At 60.3% G+C, this 13,478-nt stretch carries 12 protein-coding genes; 3 read left to right on the forward strand and 9 right to left on the reverse strand.

The window, feature by feature from the left end:
- Positions 1-38: 38 nt before the first annotated feature.
- The 6 genes from CUV01_RS03330 to CUV01_RS03355 all read right to left on the reverse strand — a co-directional run bounded on the left by CUV01_RS03330 (position 39) and on the right by CUV01_RS03355 (position 7,830).
- Positions 39-782, reverse strand: a complete 744-nt coding sequence (locus CUV01_RS03330; RefSeq protein ID WP_101461833.1) for an SDR family NAD(P)-dependent oxidoreductase — start codon at positions 780-782, stop codon at positions 39-41.
- Between the two features lie 20 nt (positions 783-802).
- Complete coding sequence (locus CUV01_RS03335) at positions 803-3,157, reverse strand: DUF4962 domain-containing protein (RefSeq protein WP_101459221.1); 2,355 nt, start codon at positions 3,155-3,157, stop codon at positions 803-805.
- An 84-nt stretch (positions 3,158-3,241) separates the two neighbouring features.
- Entirely contained in the window at positions 3,242-4,813 is a 1,572-nt protein-coding gene (locus CUV01_RS03340) for a type 2 periplasmic-binding domain-containing protein (protein WP_101459222.1), read from the reverse strand.
- A gap of 26 nt (positions 4,814-4,839) precedes the next feature.
- Positions 4,840-5,721, reverse strand: coding sequence for a carbohydrate ABC transporter permease (locus CUV01_RS03345; protein WP_101459223.1), 882 nt, complete (start codon positions 5,719-5,721; stop codon positions 4,840-4,842).
- Between the two features lie 13 nt (positions 5,722-5,734).
- On the reverse strand, positions 5,735-6,730 hold the full coding sequence (locus CUV01_RS03350; RefSeq protein ID WP_101459224.1) for an ABC transporter permease: 996 nt from the start codon (positions 6,728-6,730) through the stop codon (positions 5,735-5,737).
- Positions 6,727-7,830: an ABC transporter ATP-binding protein gene (locus tag CUV01_RS03355; protein ID WP_101459225.1), complete on the reverse strand. Its 1,104-nt coding sequence runs from the start codon at positions 7,828-7,830 to the stop codon at positions 6,727-6,729. Before CUV01_RS03355 ends, CUV01_RS03350 begins: the two co-directional genes overlap by 4 nt.
- Positions 7,831-8,154: 324 nt before the next feature.
- Between CUV01_RS03355 and CUV01_RS03360 the strand changes: the two genes are divergently transcribed.
- A complete protein-coding gene (locus CUV01_RS03360; RefSeq protein WP_101459226.1) occupies positions 8,155-8,856 on the forward strand; it encodes a GntR family transcriptional regulator in 702 nt (233 codons plus the stop codon).
- Between the two features lie 43 nt (positions 8,857-8,899).
- On the opposite strand, the gene CUV01_RS03365 is transcribed toward CUV01_RS03360, so the two are convergent.
- From CUV01_RS03365 to CUV01_RS03375, 3 genes are read right to left on the reverse strand one after another with little or no spacing between them, the layout of a single operon-like run.
- Positions 8,900-9,952 carry a Gfo/Idh/MocA family protein gene (locus CUV01_RS03365; RefSeq protein WP_101459227.1) on the reverse strand — a complete coding sequence of 351 codons (1,053 nt, stop codon included), beginning with the start codon at positions 9,950-9,952 and terminating at the stop codon, positions 8,900-8,902.
- Between the two features lie 57 nt (positions 9,953-10,009).
- Positions 10,010-10,957, reverse strand: a complete 948-nt coding sequence (locus CUV01_RS03370) for a TIGR02186 family protein (RefSeq protein ID WP_232962472.1) — start codon at positions 10,955-10,957, stop codon at positions 10,010-10,012.
- Positions 10,957-11,874, reverse strand: coding sequence for a sulfite exporter TauE/SafE family protein (locus CUV01_RS03375; RefSeq protein WP_101461835.1), 918 nt, complete (start codon positions 11,872-11,874; stop codon positions 10,957-10,959). Before CUV01_RS03375 ends, CUV01_RS03370 begins: the two co-directional genes overlap by 1 nt.
- A 134-nt stretch (positions 11,875-12,008) precedes the next feature.
- Between CUV01_RS03375 and surE the strand changes: the two genes are divergently transcribed.
- Positions 12,009-12,803 carry a 5'/3'-nucleotidase SurE gene (gene surE / locus CUV01_RS03380; RefSeq protein ID WP_101461836.1) on the forward strand — a complete coding sequence of 265 codons (795 nt, stop codon included), beginning with the start codon at positions 12,009-12,011 and terminating at the stop codon, positions 12,801-12,803.
- The gene (locus tag CUV01_RS03385) at positions 12,800-13,456 is read left to right on the forward strand and encodes a protein-L-isoaspartate(D-aspartate) O-methyltransferase (protein ID WP_101459228.1); all 657 of its coding nucleotides are present in this window, start codon (positions 12,800-12,802) and stop codon (positions 13,454-13,456) included. Before surE ends, CUV01_RS03385 begins: the two co-directional genes overlap by 4 nt.
- Positions 13,457-13,478: the final 22 nt, after the last annotated feature.

Below are 13,478 nucleotides of genomic sequence, written 5' to 3' on the forward strand. Positions count from 1 at the left end.
CGATTGGCAGCCAGCCGCCCTTCCCGTGATTGCATTGGTCAGCTGAACAGGATGCCGCCATTGATGTCGACATTCGCGCCGGTGATGAAGGCGGAATCGTCGCAGGCGAGGAACAGAACCAGATTTCCGATATCCTCGGGCGTGCCCTGACGCTTGACCGGTGAGGCTGCCTCGAAGCCCCTGCGCGCCTCGTCCCTGGTGTGGATATTGTGAAAATCGGTGTCGATCATGCCGGGGCACAGCGCGTTGACGCGAATATCGGGGCCCAACTCCTTGGCCAGTCCGCGCGTCATCGTCATCACCGCGCCCTTGGACGTGGCATAGGCCACCGAACCCGGCCCGCCGCCATCCCGCGCGGCCTGACTGGCCAGATTGACAATCGCACCGGATTTCAGATGCGGCAGGCAGGCTTTGACCATCAGGAAAACACTGGTCAGATTCAGGTCCATGACCGCCTGCCAATGTTCGAGCGACATTTCGGAAATGGTCTTGCGCGAGATCAGCCCGCCGGTGTTGTTCACCAGTATATCGACGCCGCCGAATTCCTCGACGGTCTTGCCGACCAGTCCGTCAACGCCCTCTTGCGTGTTCAGGTCGCCCTGCAGCGCAAAGGCGTTGCCGCCAGCGGCCTTGATCTCTTCGACAGCGCGGTCCGCGCCCTCGCTGCTGGAGAAATAGTTGATCGCGACATTCGCGCCCTCGCTGGCAAGCTTGATCGCGCAGGCCCGGCCGATGTCGCGACCACCGCCGGTGATGATCGCCGTTTTTCCCTGAAGTTTCATGGTATTTCCTTTCATGGATCTTATTTGGCCGGTGTATTGCCGACGTCAAAGGTTTTGGGGACGATAACCTTGAAGCTGCGCTCATCGGCATCGGTAAAATACAGGTCGCAATCGTAGCCCTGATCGTCGAGAAAGCTGAAGACACGCCGTGGCGCGGTCAGCGGATAAGGAACCAATAGCGTTGCGAGCCGGTGCCGGGTGGCCTTTGGGAACGTGGCTTTCAGGCAGGTGCTGAGCGGCAGACCTTCGATTTCTGCCTGGTCCACGCCGTCAAAACCGGTTTCCTGAGACAGCGCAGGCCCGCCCGCCTCGGACCACAGAAACTGGCCGTAGAAACCAGCCCGCTCGCCGGTATAGCGAAAGGTGCTGCCGCCCAGTACCATCGGCGCATTGGCATGCAGCAGCCAGTCGATTTCGACCGGCTTGTCGGCGTCGATGTTGTCGACGATCACGAAGTACTGGTTGTTGACGAAATACACCTCGCGCAGCACGGACGTGACCTCGGGCGAGCGCGACTGATAGGCGGCGGTCGCGTCGCCCTGCACAAAGATGTGGTCGCCGCGATCCTCGGCTGTGACGATCCGCCCGGCAGCCCGCATCGCCTGCGCCTTGTCCTTGTCGGCATATTGCCCATGACCATTGATCAGGATGGCGTTCTTTGACCGGGTCTGCCGCCGCCAGCCCTGATGCATGGTGCTGTTGAAGGCGACGTAATGGCCTGACTGGATTGCCAGATCCTCACCAAAGGCCGATAGACAAAACGCATTCTGATCGCCGTGGCTGTGGCTGATAGAACCATAGGGTGAGGACTTCATCACGAACTGGATATGGTTCGCCGGATCCTGCATTCGGTATTGCATCCCGACCCAGCCAATACCCTTGAACCAGCGCAGAACGTCGTCATCGGCGGGCGGCACGGCCTCGATGATCGGGAAATCTGTGCGATAGGCCATCTCGTCGAAGTTGAAGTCCCACCAGCCCCAATTATAAAAGGCTTTTTCCGTGCCCGGATTGGTGCGCTTGATCTGATCATAATACCACTGATAGGCGCCATCGCCCGTCACGCCCGCATACTGGCGCAGGTTGTAGCCGATTTTGACAGCGGGCAGATCGCCCATCGTGCTGTCGTCGCCAAAGGTGGCACGCCTTGTATCGGGTGCCTTGGTATAAAGCGGGAAGTCCCCGGTTTTCTGGAAGAACGGGCGCTCGTACAGATTGATGCCGGAATAGCCCTTCAGCAGATTTGCCGCGTCGATCAGATAGGCCATGCCCGTCATCCAGTAATGCGGCCCCTCGGCCCAGCCACCCTGTTGATCGCCCCAGGGTGAATAGACCGTGAAGAGGAATTCCACCGAATAGTTCAGCCAATCCTCGGCCTCGGCCTCATCGTCGAGCAGCGCGATAGAGGCCGGGATCAGCACAGCCGACACGGCACGCACCGCATGGCTGTCATAGGGAAAGAGGTGGATCCTGGCATTGTTGATCAGATGTTCGGCAGTTTCGCGCGTCCGGGCCAGCAGGGCCGCGCGCACGTCGGCGCGTTCATCCTCGGTCAGGTGATCATGCAGCCAGTCATAACCCCAGGCCAGCGCCAGATTGACGCGAAACGCCCATTCATCGGTATAACTGCGCGAGGTGGTGCCGGCCGGGTTCCAGCCCGCAGCCGACAGCAACCATTCCTTGGCCCGCGCGATCATATCCGCGTCCTGCGTGACAGCGCCGCCGATGGCAAGGTGACGGATGGCGTAAAGCAGTTCCTGGCAGTCGATATAGGTCTGCCGCCAGATCGAGGCCACGCGCTTGTTATCCGGGTAGCCCGCAGGTTCGTCCATGACAGGCCGGTCCATCCATGGCTGGACGGATTCCTCGTAAAAGGTCGACCATGTGCAATGATCCGCGTCCCGGGTGACGTCCTTGCGGAACTGCGCCAGCCGATCAGGGGTCAGCCACAGCCGGGGATGCGCGCGGGTGGCATGCGCAAACCGCGACGCACGGCGGGCCAACGGGGTTTGCGGCAAATCATCGGCCAGATCAAAGCTGCGATCGCTGCTCCATTGCGTGACGGGCTTGCCGGTCTGGGCATCGCAGACCGCATAGGACCAGTGATAGCGGCCCGGCGGCAGCGGCGCATCCGGGGTAAAGAAATTCAGCGCCACATCGGTAAAGACATGCGTCTTGTCAGCCGGATATCCCGCATCGGTCGAGATCCGCAGCACATAGCGCGCCTCGTCCTCGATCACGGGCAGCCAGGTAAAGCGCGGCGGGTTCTCGACCAGCGTATCCGCCTCGGTCGGACCGTATTGAATCGTCAGGCGGCCGGCCTTGGGCTCATCCAGCGCGGGCAATTTCGATTTGGGTCTGACGGCCGTATTCATTGGAATGGGTTCCTTGGGAAACGTGTGTGAGATGCCAGGCGGGCGTGGGGGCGCGGCAGCAAACCTGCCGCGCCAAGGTGATCGTCACGCGTCGCCATATTGGCGCTGATAGGCTGAATTCATGACCTCGATGACATCCTGATAGCCCATCTTTTCCAGCGTCTGGATGTAGTCGTCCCAGTCCGCCACGACGTCGCCGGTGCCCAGTATCCAGGCCTGTTGACGTTCCAGCATATAGGTCCGGATCGAAGGCCAGTATTTGTCGTAGACGGCCTGTTCTTCGGGATTGAACGAAACGCCCAGGAACTGGTCGATCAGCAGATCATTCGCTTCGTAGAGTTCAATCCCGGCCCGTGCCTCTTCGGAGGTCCACTGCCATTCATAGCGATAGTCCATCCAGTAGCCGCGATAGATCTGAGCACCTTCCAGATACATCTGGCTGTTCACAGGCGTCGCGCTGTTCAGAACCTCGGGCTTGAAGGTGGGCTCGCCATCGACCATGTCCCAGGTCTTACCCTCGACACCAAAATTCGACAGGTTGCGGCCCTCGGGCGTGAACCAGAAGTCGAAATACCTGATCGTCTCGACCGGATGCTCGTTCATATAGCTGATCGCCCAGCCATCCGGTTTGATCGGAATGCGACGATGTTCTTCGATCCGCTTGCCCGAAACCGATGCCGGCGGCAGGAAGGGGACGAAGTTGAAACCTTCTACCGTGTCCTTCAGGGCCAGATTGTAGCCAGAGGTCGAGGCAAACCAGTCATGGGTCATGCCGCCAAGGTTTTCGGACAACAGAAAATCGCGCGACGACGAGCCGCGGGTAAAGATTTCCGGGTCGATCAGCCCTTCGGCATACCACTTGGCGATATTGGCGATACCATCGCGATAGGCATCCTGGGCATAGGGATGCACCAACTTGCCTTCGTCATTGACGTAGAAGTCATGATAGGTGTCCGAACCCGAGGACCGCGCATCCCAAAGTGTAAGCAGACGGTTCACCTCTTCCCAATCGCGGGCGAAATATGGGATTTCGTCCTTGCGGCCATTGCCATTGGGATCGTCGTTACGAAATGCCGTCAGCACTTCGTAAAGCTCGTCCACGTTCTGCGGCTGCTCCAGACCCAGCTTGTCCAGCCAATCCTGACGGATATACCAGGCGCGACCGAACTCTCCATCCGGCAGGTAGGGGATATAGTAGTAATTGCCGTCTGCGGCCGAAATAGCGGCCTGCAACTCGGGATGGGCATCCCAAAAGGCCTGAATATGCGGGGCATGTTCCGCGACCAGCTCGTTCAGCGGCACAAAGGCACCCTCTGGGCCATACTGGTTGACGGGCTGCTTGATCTGGTTTCCGCCCACGATATCAGGCAGGTCGCCCTGCGCGATCAGCAGGTTCATGGCCTCGGCCGCGTCGGTGCTGTTCCGGCCCGCGGTGGCGTCTGTCAGGTGAATGCCCGTCATCTCACGCGCGGCTGTTTCGACCGGATATATGTCGCTGGGTGAGCCGCCAACGCCGTAGCCCTGGGCGCGCGGCCAGTGCAGGTGGATCGTCAGTTCCAGCGGATCATCGACGATCCGAAGATTGTCGTGTGCGAGGGCGGGGGCCGTCAGGGCAGTCGTTGCCAGAATGGCCAGTGCCGGTGTCAATTTAAGCATGGTTTCCTCCCTAAAAGTTTTTACGGTCATTCCTTCACCCCACCCAGAAGCAGGCCCTTGTTGAAGTATTTCTGCATGAAGGGGTAAATCAGCAGGATCGGAATGATTGAGCAGACGATGATCGCGGCGCTGACGGTCTCGAACGAATAGGCCGCGCTCAGCAGCGAGGTTGCGAACTCCTCATCATCCGACAGTTCGACGATGACCTGGCGCAGATAGACCTGCAGCGGGATCTTGTCCTCATCCTGCAACAGCACCATGGCCCAGAAAAAGCCGTTCCAGCGCGAGACGATGCAAAACAGCGCAACCGTCGCAATCGCTGGCTTGGACAGCGGCATATAGACCTTCCACAGCACCTGGAATTCATTGGCGCCGTCCATCCGTGCGGCCTCTTCAAAGCTTTGCGGAATGCCCTCGAAGAAATTGCGCAGCAGGATGATGTTGAAGCCGTTGACGGCAAACCCGATGATGATGCCAAAGTAGCTGTCGAGCAGGCCCAGATCGCGCATGTTCAGAAAGAACGGGATCAGGCCGGCGTTGAACCACATGGTAAACGCCACCGTCAGGTTCCAGAAGCGCCGCCCGAAAAGCTGCGGGCGCGACAGGGCGTAGGCGCCGGGAATAATGAACGCCAGGCTCATCAACGTCCCGAAGATCGTGTAGATGAAGGTGTTCGCATACGAGGTCCAGAACAACGGCTCGCTGAGCACCTGCTTATAGGCTTCGATGGTGAAACCGACCGGGGTCAGGATGACGTTGCCCGCCCGCGCCTCAAAGCCGGTACTTAGCGACAGCGAGGTGATGTAGATGAACGGGTACAGTGTCGAAAGGGCGAACAACCCGATCAGGATCATGTTGATAATGACGAAGATCCTGTCGCCGCGAGAATAGAGATTCATATTGGTCATGACATGCCCTCCCTTACCAAAGCGAGGTGCGCGAATAGCGCTTGGAGATTGTGTTTGCGGTCATCACCAGGACGAATGCGACAACGGCGTTGAACAGCCCGGCTGCGGCGGCAAGATCGTATTGACCGCCTTGCAGGCCCTGCCGGTAGATGAAGGTGTTCACCACGTCGGCTGTCTCGTAAGTCGCAGGCTGATAGAGCAGGATGATCATCTCGAATGACACTTCGAGCATGTTCCCGATGCGGATGATCAGCATGATGATGATCGTGGGAAGGATCGACGGAAGCGTGATTTTCCACATCATCTGCCAGCGCGAGGCACCGTCCACGACCGCGCTTTCGTAAAGCGTGGGCGAGATACCGGCGATGGCTGCCAGATAGACGATCGACTGAAAGCCTGCTTCTTGCCAGATCCCGGTGCCGACAAAGATCGGCCTGAACCATTCAGGCTTGGTCAGGAAATAGATCGGCTCGATCCCGAACCAGCCAAGGGCCGTATTCACGATGCCGGCGGATGGCGAGAAGGCCGTGATCACAATCCCCGCGATAATCACCGATGAGATGAAATGCGGCAGATAAACAATGGTTTGGGCGCTTTTCTTGAAAAACTGATTCAACACCTCGTTGAACATCAGCGCCAATATGATCGGCATTGGAAAGCCGAAGATCAGGCTGAGCATACTGATATAGATCGTGTTGCGCACGGCCCGCAGGAACTGGTCATTGCTGAACAGAGTCTGGAAATGCTCCAGCCCGACCCAGGGGCTGCCCGCGACGCCGCGAAAGACGCTGTAATCCTTGAACGCGATTTGCAGCCCGTACATCGGTTTGTAGAGAAAAATCAGCAGCCACAGGATCGTCGGCAGCAGCAACACATACAGTTGCCATTCGCGGCGAAGGTGGTCGCCAACGCGCTGCATGCGACCGGGCGGCGTATAGTGCAGCGCCTCTTGCGCCTCGATCACCAACTCCTCGGTGGAACCGGTGTTTCCCTGACCCGTGATACTCATGCTGCACGCGTCTGGCCGGCGAGGGCCATACCCGTTTTGGCGTCAAAGACCTTGATCAGATCCGCAGGGACGGTGAAGCCGGTCACGGCATCCAAGCGGTCCATATTGCCCAGTGTGTCGGTCCGTATCACGAACAGATTGCCGTCGATATTGGCGTGCAACAATGCCTCAGAGCCAAGTGTCTCGACCAGATCGACCTCGCATTGAACCGATCCCGGCACGGCTTCGGTCGCGATCTGGGCATATTCGGGGCGAATGCCCACGATCACCTCGCGCCCGACTGCATTCTGCAACTCGGGCAAGGGCGCCAAGGCAATGCTCTGCCCGGCAAATTCTGCGGCGGGTCCGTTTTCACCTGCGGCGATTACGGCGTTGATCTGGTTCATCGGCGGCGAGCCAAGGAAACCCGCGACGAATGCATTGGCGGGGTTCAGGAACAGCTCCATCGGGGTGCCGATCTGCTCGATCCGGCCGTCATGCATGACGACGATCCGGTCAGCCAGCGTCATCGCCTCGACCTGATCATGGGTGACATAGATGCTGGTTACGCCAAGTCGTTTGTGCAGCCGTTTGATTTCGGCGCGCATCTGTGTGCGCAGCTTGGCATCCAGGTTCGACAGCGGCTCGTCGAAGAGTAAGACCTTGGGCCGCCGCACAATCGCGCGACCCATCGCCACGCGCTGCCGCTGCCCGCCCGACAAGTCTGCCGGACGACGTTCCAGATACTGGGTCAGGCCAAGAATGCCGCCGACCTCTTCCACGGCGGCGGCGATGTTATCCTTGCTTTCCTTGCGGATGCGCAGGCCGAAAGCGATGTTATCAGCCACGTTCAGATGCGGATAAAGCGCGTAGTTCTGGAAAACCATCGCCACATCGCGATCTTTCGGCGCGACGCGATTGACCATTCGCCCGTCGATGATCAGCTGCCCGTCAGAAATCTCTTCGAGGCCCGCGACCATCCGCAGCGTCGTTGATTTGCCGCAACCCGAGGGCCCGACCAGAACGACGAACTCTTTCTCTTTCACCTCAAGGTCGATCCCATGAACCACCTGAACGGCGCCATAGGCCTTGACGATGCTTTTAAGCTGAACCCCTGACATTTCGCCTCCCTCTGATGCGGCCACCCTGCAAAACAGGGCTACGGAACGTGCGATCCTCGGTCGCGCATCCCGGCTGATCTTGCCCCTGCCAGACAAATGATTCGCCAACAGGTCAAATTTGGTATACTAGTAATATAACTGGAATACTAGTAAAAATAGCGCATAGGTTGTTTGCCGCCAGAAACGCGAGACGCGATGAGAACTTTCGAGATCACTGCCCTGCCGATTGCGGCAACCGACGCGCCGCCCGAGGGTCAGGCCGCCAACGCGCTGGATTCGCCACCAGTATCTGGTTATGTAGCCCAAGCTTTGGAGGCGATACGAATGGAGCGGGCAAGACAGACCGGCGACCGACGCACGAGTGTGGACGAGATTTTCGACTACCTCTATGACGAAATCGGGACCCTGCAACTTCGGCCCGGCGACAAGATTTCCGAAGCCGAGATCGCCGCGAAATTCGGGGTCTCGCGACAGCCTGTTCGCGACGCCTTCAGCCGTCTCGCCAATCTTGATCTGTTGTTGATCAGACCGCAGAGAGCGACCGAGGTAAAACGCTTTTCATCGAAAGAGATCGAAAAGTCCCGTTTTGTCCGTGCCGCGGTCGAGACCGAGGTCTTGCGGCGCGCGGCTGCAAATAGCGATGCGGCGAGCGCTGAAATAATGGACAGGGCCCTGGCAGAACAGCGCAAGGCAATCGAGGCGGATGATTTCGAAACCTTTGGCCTGCTGGATTATGATTTCCACAATCGTCTGTGCCAAATCGCCAAGGTCGGTTTCGCCTTCGATGTGATCGCTGCCGAAAAGGCCAAGGTCGATCGGCTGTGCATGCTGGGCCTGTCGAAAGAGGCCAGAATGCCGCAACTGCTGGAAGATCATCAGGCAATCGCGCAGGCGATCAAGGATGGCGACGCAGACGGCGCCGTTGCGGCAGGCATGCTGCACCTGTCCCGACTGGACACAACCATCGAAGCGATTTCAACGCTCAACGCCAATTACTTTGAACCCGAAACGGGCCAGGCAGGCTGAGTATCCGCCCCGTGGCTGCCGAACGCACGCCGCCGCCCGACGTTCACGACAGGATATCGACCGGACGCCCTGTGCGCGACGACGCCTCGATTGCAGCGATCAATTGCTGCGCGGCAAGCGCCTCGCGCCCTGAGACCAGCGGTGGTCGCGCCTCTTGAATGGCATCGGCGAGATCCTCGATAACGGCTTGATGCCCTGCGTGATTTTCGACGATCGGACCGCTTTCGCCGGCATCTTCTGTTCCGACAACCTCGTGTTCGACACGCCCGTCGCGCCAGAAAAGATCCATCCCATCGGCACTGAGGCGCAGCGTGCCGTGCTGACAATGCAGTGTGATTATCTCTTTTCCCTGCGGAAAGCTTGCGGTGCTGGCCACAAGAGAGCCAACCGCACCATTTGCGAAACGCAACCCGGCCACGGCGAAATCCTCGGCCTCCATCTGATGCAGCGGTGTCGTAGCGGTCATCGCCTGCACGGTCGTGACAGGGCCGGTCAGGCTGAGCGCAAGGTCGATCGTGTGGATCGCCTGCGTAAGCAGAACGCCGCCACCGTCACGCGCATAGGTGCCACGACCAAGCTCATCATAGTAGGACTGATCGCGCCATAGCGGTGCAGCAATCTCGACATGCCCCAGCCTGCCCAATTCGCCGCTGGCCATGCGTCGCGCTGCAGCCTTTGCTGGTGCACGCGTCCGATGTTGAAAGACCACGCCCAGCAGCACGCCGGCCGCTTCGCAGATCTCGACAACCTGCAGGGCCTCTTCCATCGTCCGGGCAACCGGCTTTTCCAACAGGATGTGCTTTCCGGCCTTGGCCAGGGTTTCAATCAGTTCAATTCGCACGCTAGGCGGTGTTGCGACGATCACCATCTGAACAGCCGGGTTGTTGGCGACCTCCGCCAGGTCAGAGGTGAATCTGGGCCTGAAACCGGCGTAGTGCTGGGCCAGATATTTCGCGCGGTCAGGGTTGCGCGACACGATCGCATGCAGCCGCAGCCGATCGCGCGCAGCCGATAGCGCGGCCACTTGGGTCCTGGCGATCATGCCCGCGCCGATAAGGGCGACCCCGATCTGCTGCGCCTCATTTGCGTCTGACATGAGCTTCCCCCTTTTCCGCGCCAGATCTGGCCCGACGAGAATACGCAGGGTCCTTTCCTACGCCCGCCGCAACCACCGCGCCATTGTCGACGCACCCCAGCCAGCCAGCACCGCAACCGCCAGCGACATCAGCCCGTAGATCAACGGCCAGTCAAAGGCGAGACGATAGAGCCAGCGTTCCAGCCCCACCTTGCGAACCTCGATCGGCGCGCGATGAACATCGACGACCTGGCCGTTGCGCAACAGCAGGATCCGGGTCTTGTAATCGCCTTCGATCAGGCTTGCAGGCAAACGGATATTGGCGCGGAACAGCGTCTCTTCGGTCAGTGTCACACTGCCCGTGTCCTGCCGGTACACCCGCTCATCCTCGCGCAACCGGATCATCGCCTGCGTAAAGGGCACCGTATCCGCGACGTCCACAGGCCCCGCGAAACTGCGCATCGCTAAGGGGATCGAGATGCGATAGCGCATGTCCCATTCCGGCAGCAGAATCTGGTCAAGCGGACCCGTCGTCGCCACGGCATAAAAGCTTGGGGCTGCGCCGATATTGACGCGCTCTGTGTTGATCCAGATGCCCAGCTTGCGCTCTTTGCGCCAAATGGTCAGCGGCTGAGCGGGACCCTCGACGGTCACCACAACATCCAGTTTGCTATCGGTTGGGATCGGCGTCTCGCGCTTGACCGCGCCGAAGATCAGGATATCCGACCCATCGAAAGTGGCCGTGATCGAAACCGCATCCTGCGACAGACCGGCCACGACTTTCTCGGGCACCTCGGCCTCGTTTTCGGGAACCACCGCCCGAGGTCGGCCCGGATCGGGATATAGCAGAAAGTCATCTGCCGCGGCGCCGCTGTCAGGCGTCGCCCGGCCCATATCGCGTTGCGCCTCGGCCTCGGCCTCTTGTTCGGATGCCTCCGGTCCGGCCTGCTGCGCCAAGAGCGGCGGCGCGGCAAGCATTGCCAACAGCAGCGCAGGCAAGGCGATATATCGCGGCGGCCAAGCCATCAACGCCCCCCCGTCGCGATCGAGTACAGATCGTCGGGCGTCAGAAACAGGTCCAGAGCCAGCTTGCCGCAGACTGCCAGCACCAGAAGCGCCAGCAGGATGCGCAACTGCTCGGCCCGCAACCGGGCGCCGAGAACGGTGCCGATCTGCGCGCCAACCACACCGCCAAGGATCAGCAGCACCGCCAGCATGATATCGACAGTGTTATAATTCACCGCATGCATCAGCGTGGTAAACGCGGTCACAAAGATGATCTGAAACAGCGAGGTGCCAATCACCACCTTGGTCGGCATTCCCAGCAGATAGATCATCGCCGGCACCATGATAAAGCCGCCACCCACCCCCATGATTGCGGCCAGAACACCCACCGCCAGCCCGATCATCAAGGGCGGAATGGCGCTGATATACAGGCCCGAGGCGCGGAATTTCATCTTCAAAGGCCAGCGATGCACCCACATGTGCTGGTGCAAACGACGCCTCCCCGTCGAGGGCTGTCGCGAACGCAGCAAAGCGCGCAGGCTTTCCTGCAGCATCATCAGCCCGATCAGACCCAGAAAGACAACATAGCAAAGCTGCACGGCCAGATCGACCTGCCCCTGGCTTTGCAAAAAGTTGAAAACCATCACGCCCAGCCATGACCCGACCAGACCGCCGGCCAGCAACACGCCGCCCATTCGGAAATCGACGGTGCGTCGTTTGACATGCGCCAACACCCCGCTGACCGACGAGGCAACCACCTGGTTGGCCCCCGTGGCCACGGCAATCGGGGGGGGTATGCCGATAAAAAACAGCAGTGGCGTGATCAGAAAGCCGCCGCCAACGCCGAACAGGCCGCTCATCAGACCGACTACGCCGCCAAGCCCCACCAATATCAGGGGATTGACGACAATTTCGGCAATAGGAAGATAGATTTGCATCAGCGGCCCTGATTTTGGCGTCGCCATCCTGCCTGTCACTTTTGCCATCGTCAAACCGCAATCGACCATCACCGCGGGTTGAAGGGCAGGCGCTCGCTCGTTAAGCAGAACAGGACAGGATCAGCGGAATGGCCATGCGTATCCTCATCACGAATGACGACGGCATCAACGCGCCCGGACTTGAGGTCCTGCGCGAGATAGCGGCCGAGCTGGCGGGCCCTCAGGGCGAGGTCTGGACCGTCGCGCCCGCATTCGAGCAATCGGGTGTCGGACATTGCATCAGCTATGCGCATCCCACGATGCTGGCCGAACTGGGCCCGCGCCGCTTTGCGGCAGAGGGCAGCCCGGCCGATTGCGTACTGGCAGCACTGCACGACATCATGGTCGACACGCCACCCGATCTGGTGTTGTCGGGCGTCAATCGCGGCAACAATGCCGGTGAGAACGCGATGTATTCGGGGACCATCGGCGGCGCCATGGAGGCCGCCTTGCAAGGTCTGCCAGCCATCGCCTTGTCGCAATATCTGGGTGCTCAGACTGCCGGCCTTGACGATCCTTTCGAATGCGCGCGCAAACATGGCGCGCAGACGGTGCGGCGGCTGCTGGATCTGGGCGACTGGACGGCGGATGATGATTTCCGGCTGTTCTATAACGTCAACTTCCCGCCCTGCCCCGCCGACGCGGTCCGCGGGCTGCGGGTCGCACCACAGGGACGGCGCGGTGGCACGCGGTTCGGGATGAAGCCCTTCGTTGCGCCCAACGGACGGCGCTACCTCTGGATTTCCGGCGGCGCACAGGACGCCGAGGCCACACCCGGCAGCGACGTCGCCGCCAACCTTGCCCAATATATTTCGGTCACGCCGATGCGCGCTGACCTGACCTGCCATGCCTCGCTTGCCGGGCTGGCCAAAGCTCTGGATGAGGGATGAGCGACGAGGCCGCAGATACCCCCGCTGAACGGCAGATGCGCTTTCTGTTTCAGCTGCGCTCGCGCGGGGTGACCGATCCACGCGTGCTGGCCGCGATGGAACGGATCGACCGCGGCTTGTTCGTGCGCGGCCAGTTTTCCGACCGATCCTACGAGGACACGCCGCTGCCCATTCCCTGCGGCCAGACGATCAGCCAGCCATCTGTCGTGGGATTGATGACGCAGGCGCTGAACCCCGGCCAACGCGACACCGTGCTGGAGATCGGGACCGGATCTGGCTATCAGGCCGCCGTGCTGGCGGGGCTGTGCCGCCGGGTCTACACCGTCGACCGCCACCGCCGTCTGGTGACCGAAGCCGAGGCCCTGTTTCAGAAACTGGGACTGCACAACATCACCGCACAGATCGCGGATGGCTCTCGCGGGCTGCCCGATCAGGCGCCGTTCGATCGCATTCTTGTCACCGCCGCCGCCGAAGACCCGCCGGGGCCCCTATTGGCCCAACTCAAGATCGGCGGTATCATGGTGGTGCCAGTCGGGCAGTCGGATGCAGTGCAAACGCTGATCCGCGTGACGCGCTCGGAAAGCGGCTTTTCTTATGATGAGTTGCGGCAGGTACGGTTCGTGCCGCTGGTCGAGGGGTTGGGACAGACATGACCCCCGAATTGGCGGCCTAGAG

Source organism: Paracoccus tegillarcae (assembly GCF_002847305.1).
Classification (GTDB): domain Bacteria; phylum Pseudomonadota; class Alphaproteobacteria; order Rhodobacterales; family Rhodobacteraceae; genus Paracoccus; species Paracoccus tegillarcae.

What these genes read in the sequence shown, in the direction of transcription:
- CUV01_RS03330 (WP_101461833.1), bottom strand. Translation starts at nt 782, where the DNA reads ATGAAACTTCAGGGAAAAACGGCGATCATCACCGGCGGTGGTCGCGAC.
- CUV01_RS03335 (WP_101459221.1), bottom strand. Translation starts at nt 3,157, where the DNA reads ATGAATACGGCCGTCAGACCCAAATCGAAATTGCCCGCGCTGGATGAG.
- CUV01_RS03340 (WP_101459222.1), bottom strand. Translation starts at nt 4,813, where the DNA reads ATGCTTAAATTGACACCGGCACTGGCCATTCTGGCAACGACTGCCCTG.
- CUV01_RS03345 (WP_101459223.1), bottom strand. Translation starts at nt 5,721, where the DNA reads ATGACCAATATGAATCTCTATTCTCGCGGCGACAGGATCTTCGTCATT.
- CUV01_RS03350 (WP_101459224.1), bottom strand. Translation starts at nt 6,730, where the DNA reads ATGAGTATCACGGGTCAGGGAAACACCGGTTCCACCGAGGAGTTGGTG.
- CUV01_RS03355 (WP_101459225.1), bottom strand. Translation starts at nt 7,830, where the DNA reads ATGTCAGGGGTTCAGCTTAAAAGCATCGTCAAGGCCTATGGCGCCGTT.
- CUV01_RS03360 (WP_101459226.1), top strand. Translation starts at nt 8,155, where the DNA reads ATGGAGCGGGCAAGACAGACCGGCGACCGACGCACGAGTGTGGACGAG.
- CUV01_RS03365 (WP_101459227.1), bottom strand. Translation starts at nt 9,952, where the DNA reads ATGTCAGACGCAAATGAGGCGCAGCAGATCGGGGTCGCCCTTATCGGC.
- CUV01_RS03370 (WP_232962472.1), bottom strand. Translation starts at nt 10,957, where the DNA reads ATGGCTTGGCCGCCGCGATATATCGCCTTGCCTGCGCTGCTGTTGGCA.
- CUV01_RS03375 (WP_101461835.1), bottom strand. Translation starts at nt 11,874, where the DNA reads ATGCAAATCTATCTTCCTATTGCCGAAATTGTCGTCAATCCCCTGATA.
- surE (WP_101461836.1), top strand. Translation starts at nt 12,009, where the DNA reads ATGCGTATCCTCATCACGAATGACGACGGCATCAACGCGCCCGGACTT.
- CUV01_RS03385 (WP_101459228.1), top strand. Translation starts at nt 12,800, where the DNA reads ATGAGCGACGAGGCCGCAGATACCCCCGCTGAACGGCAGATGCGCTTT.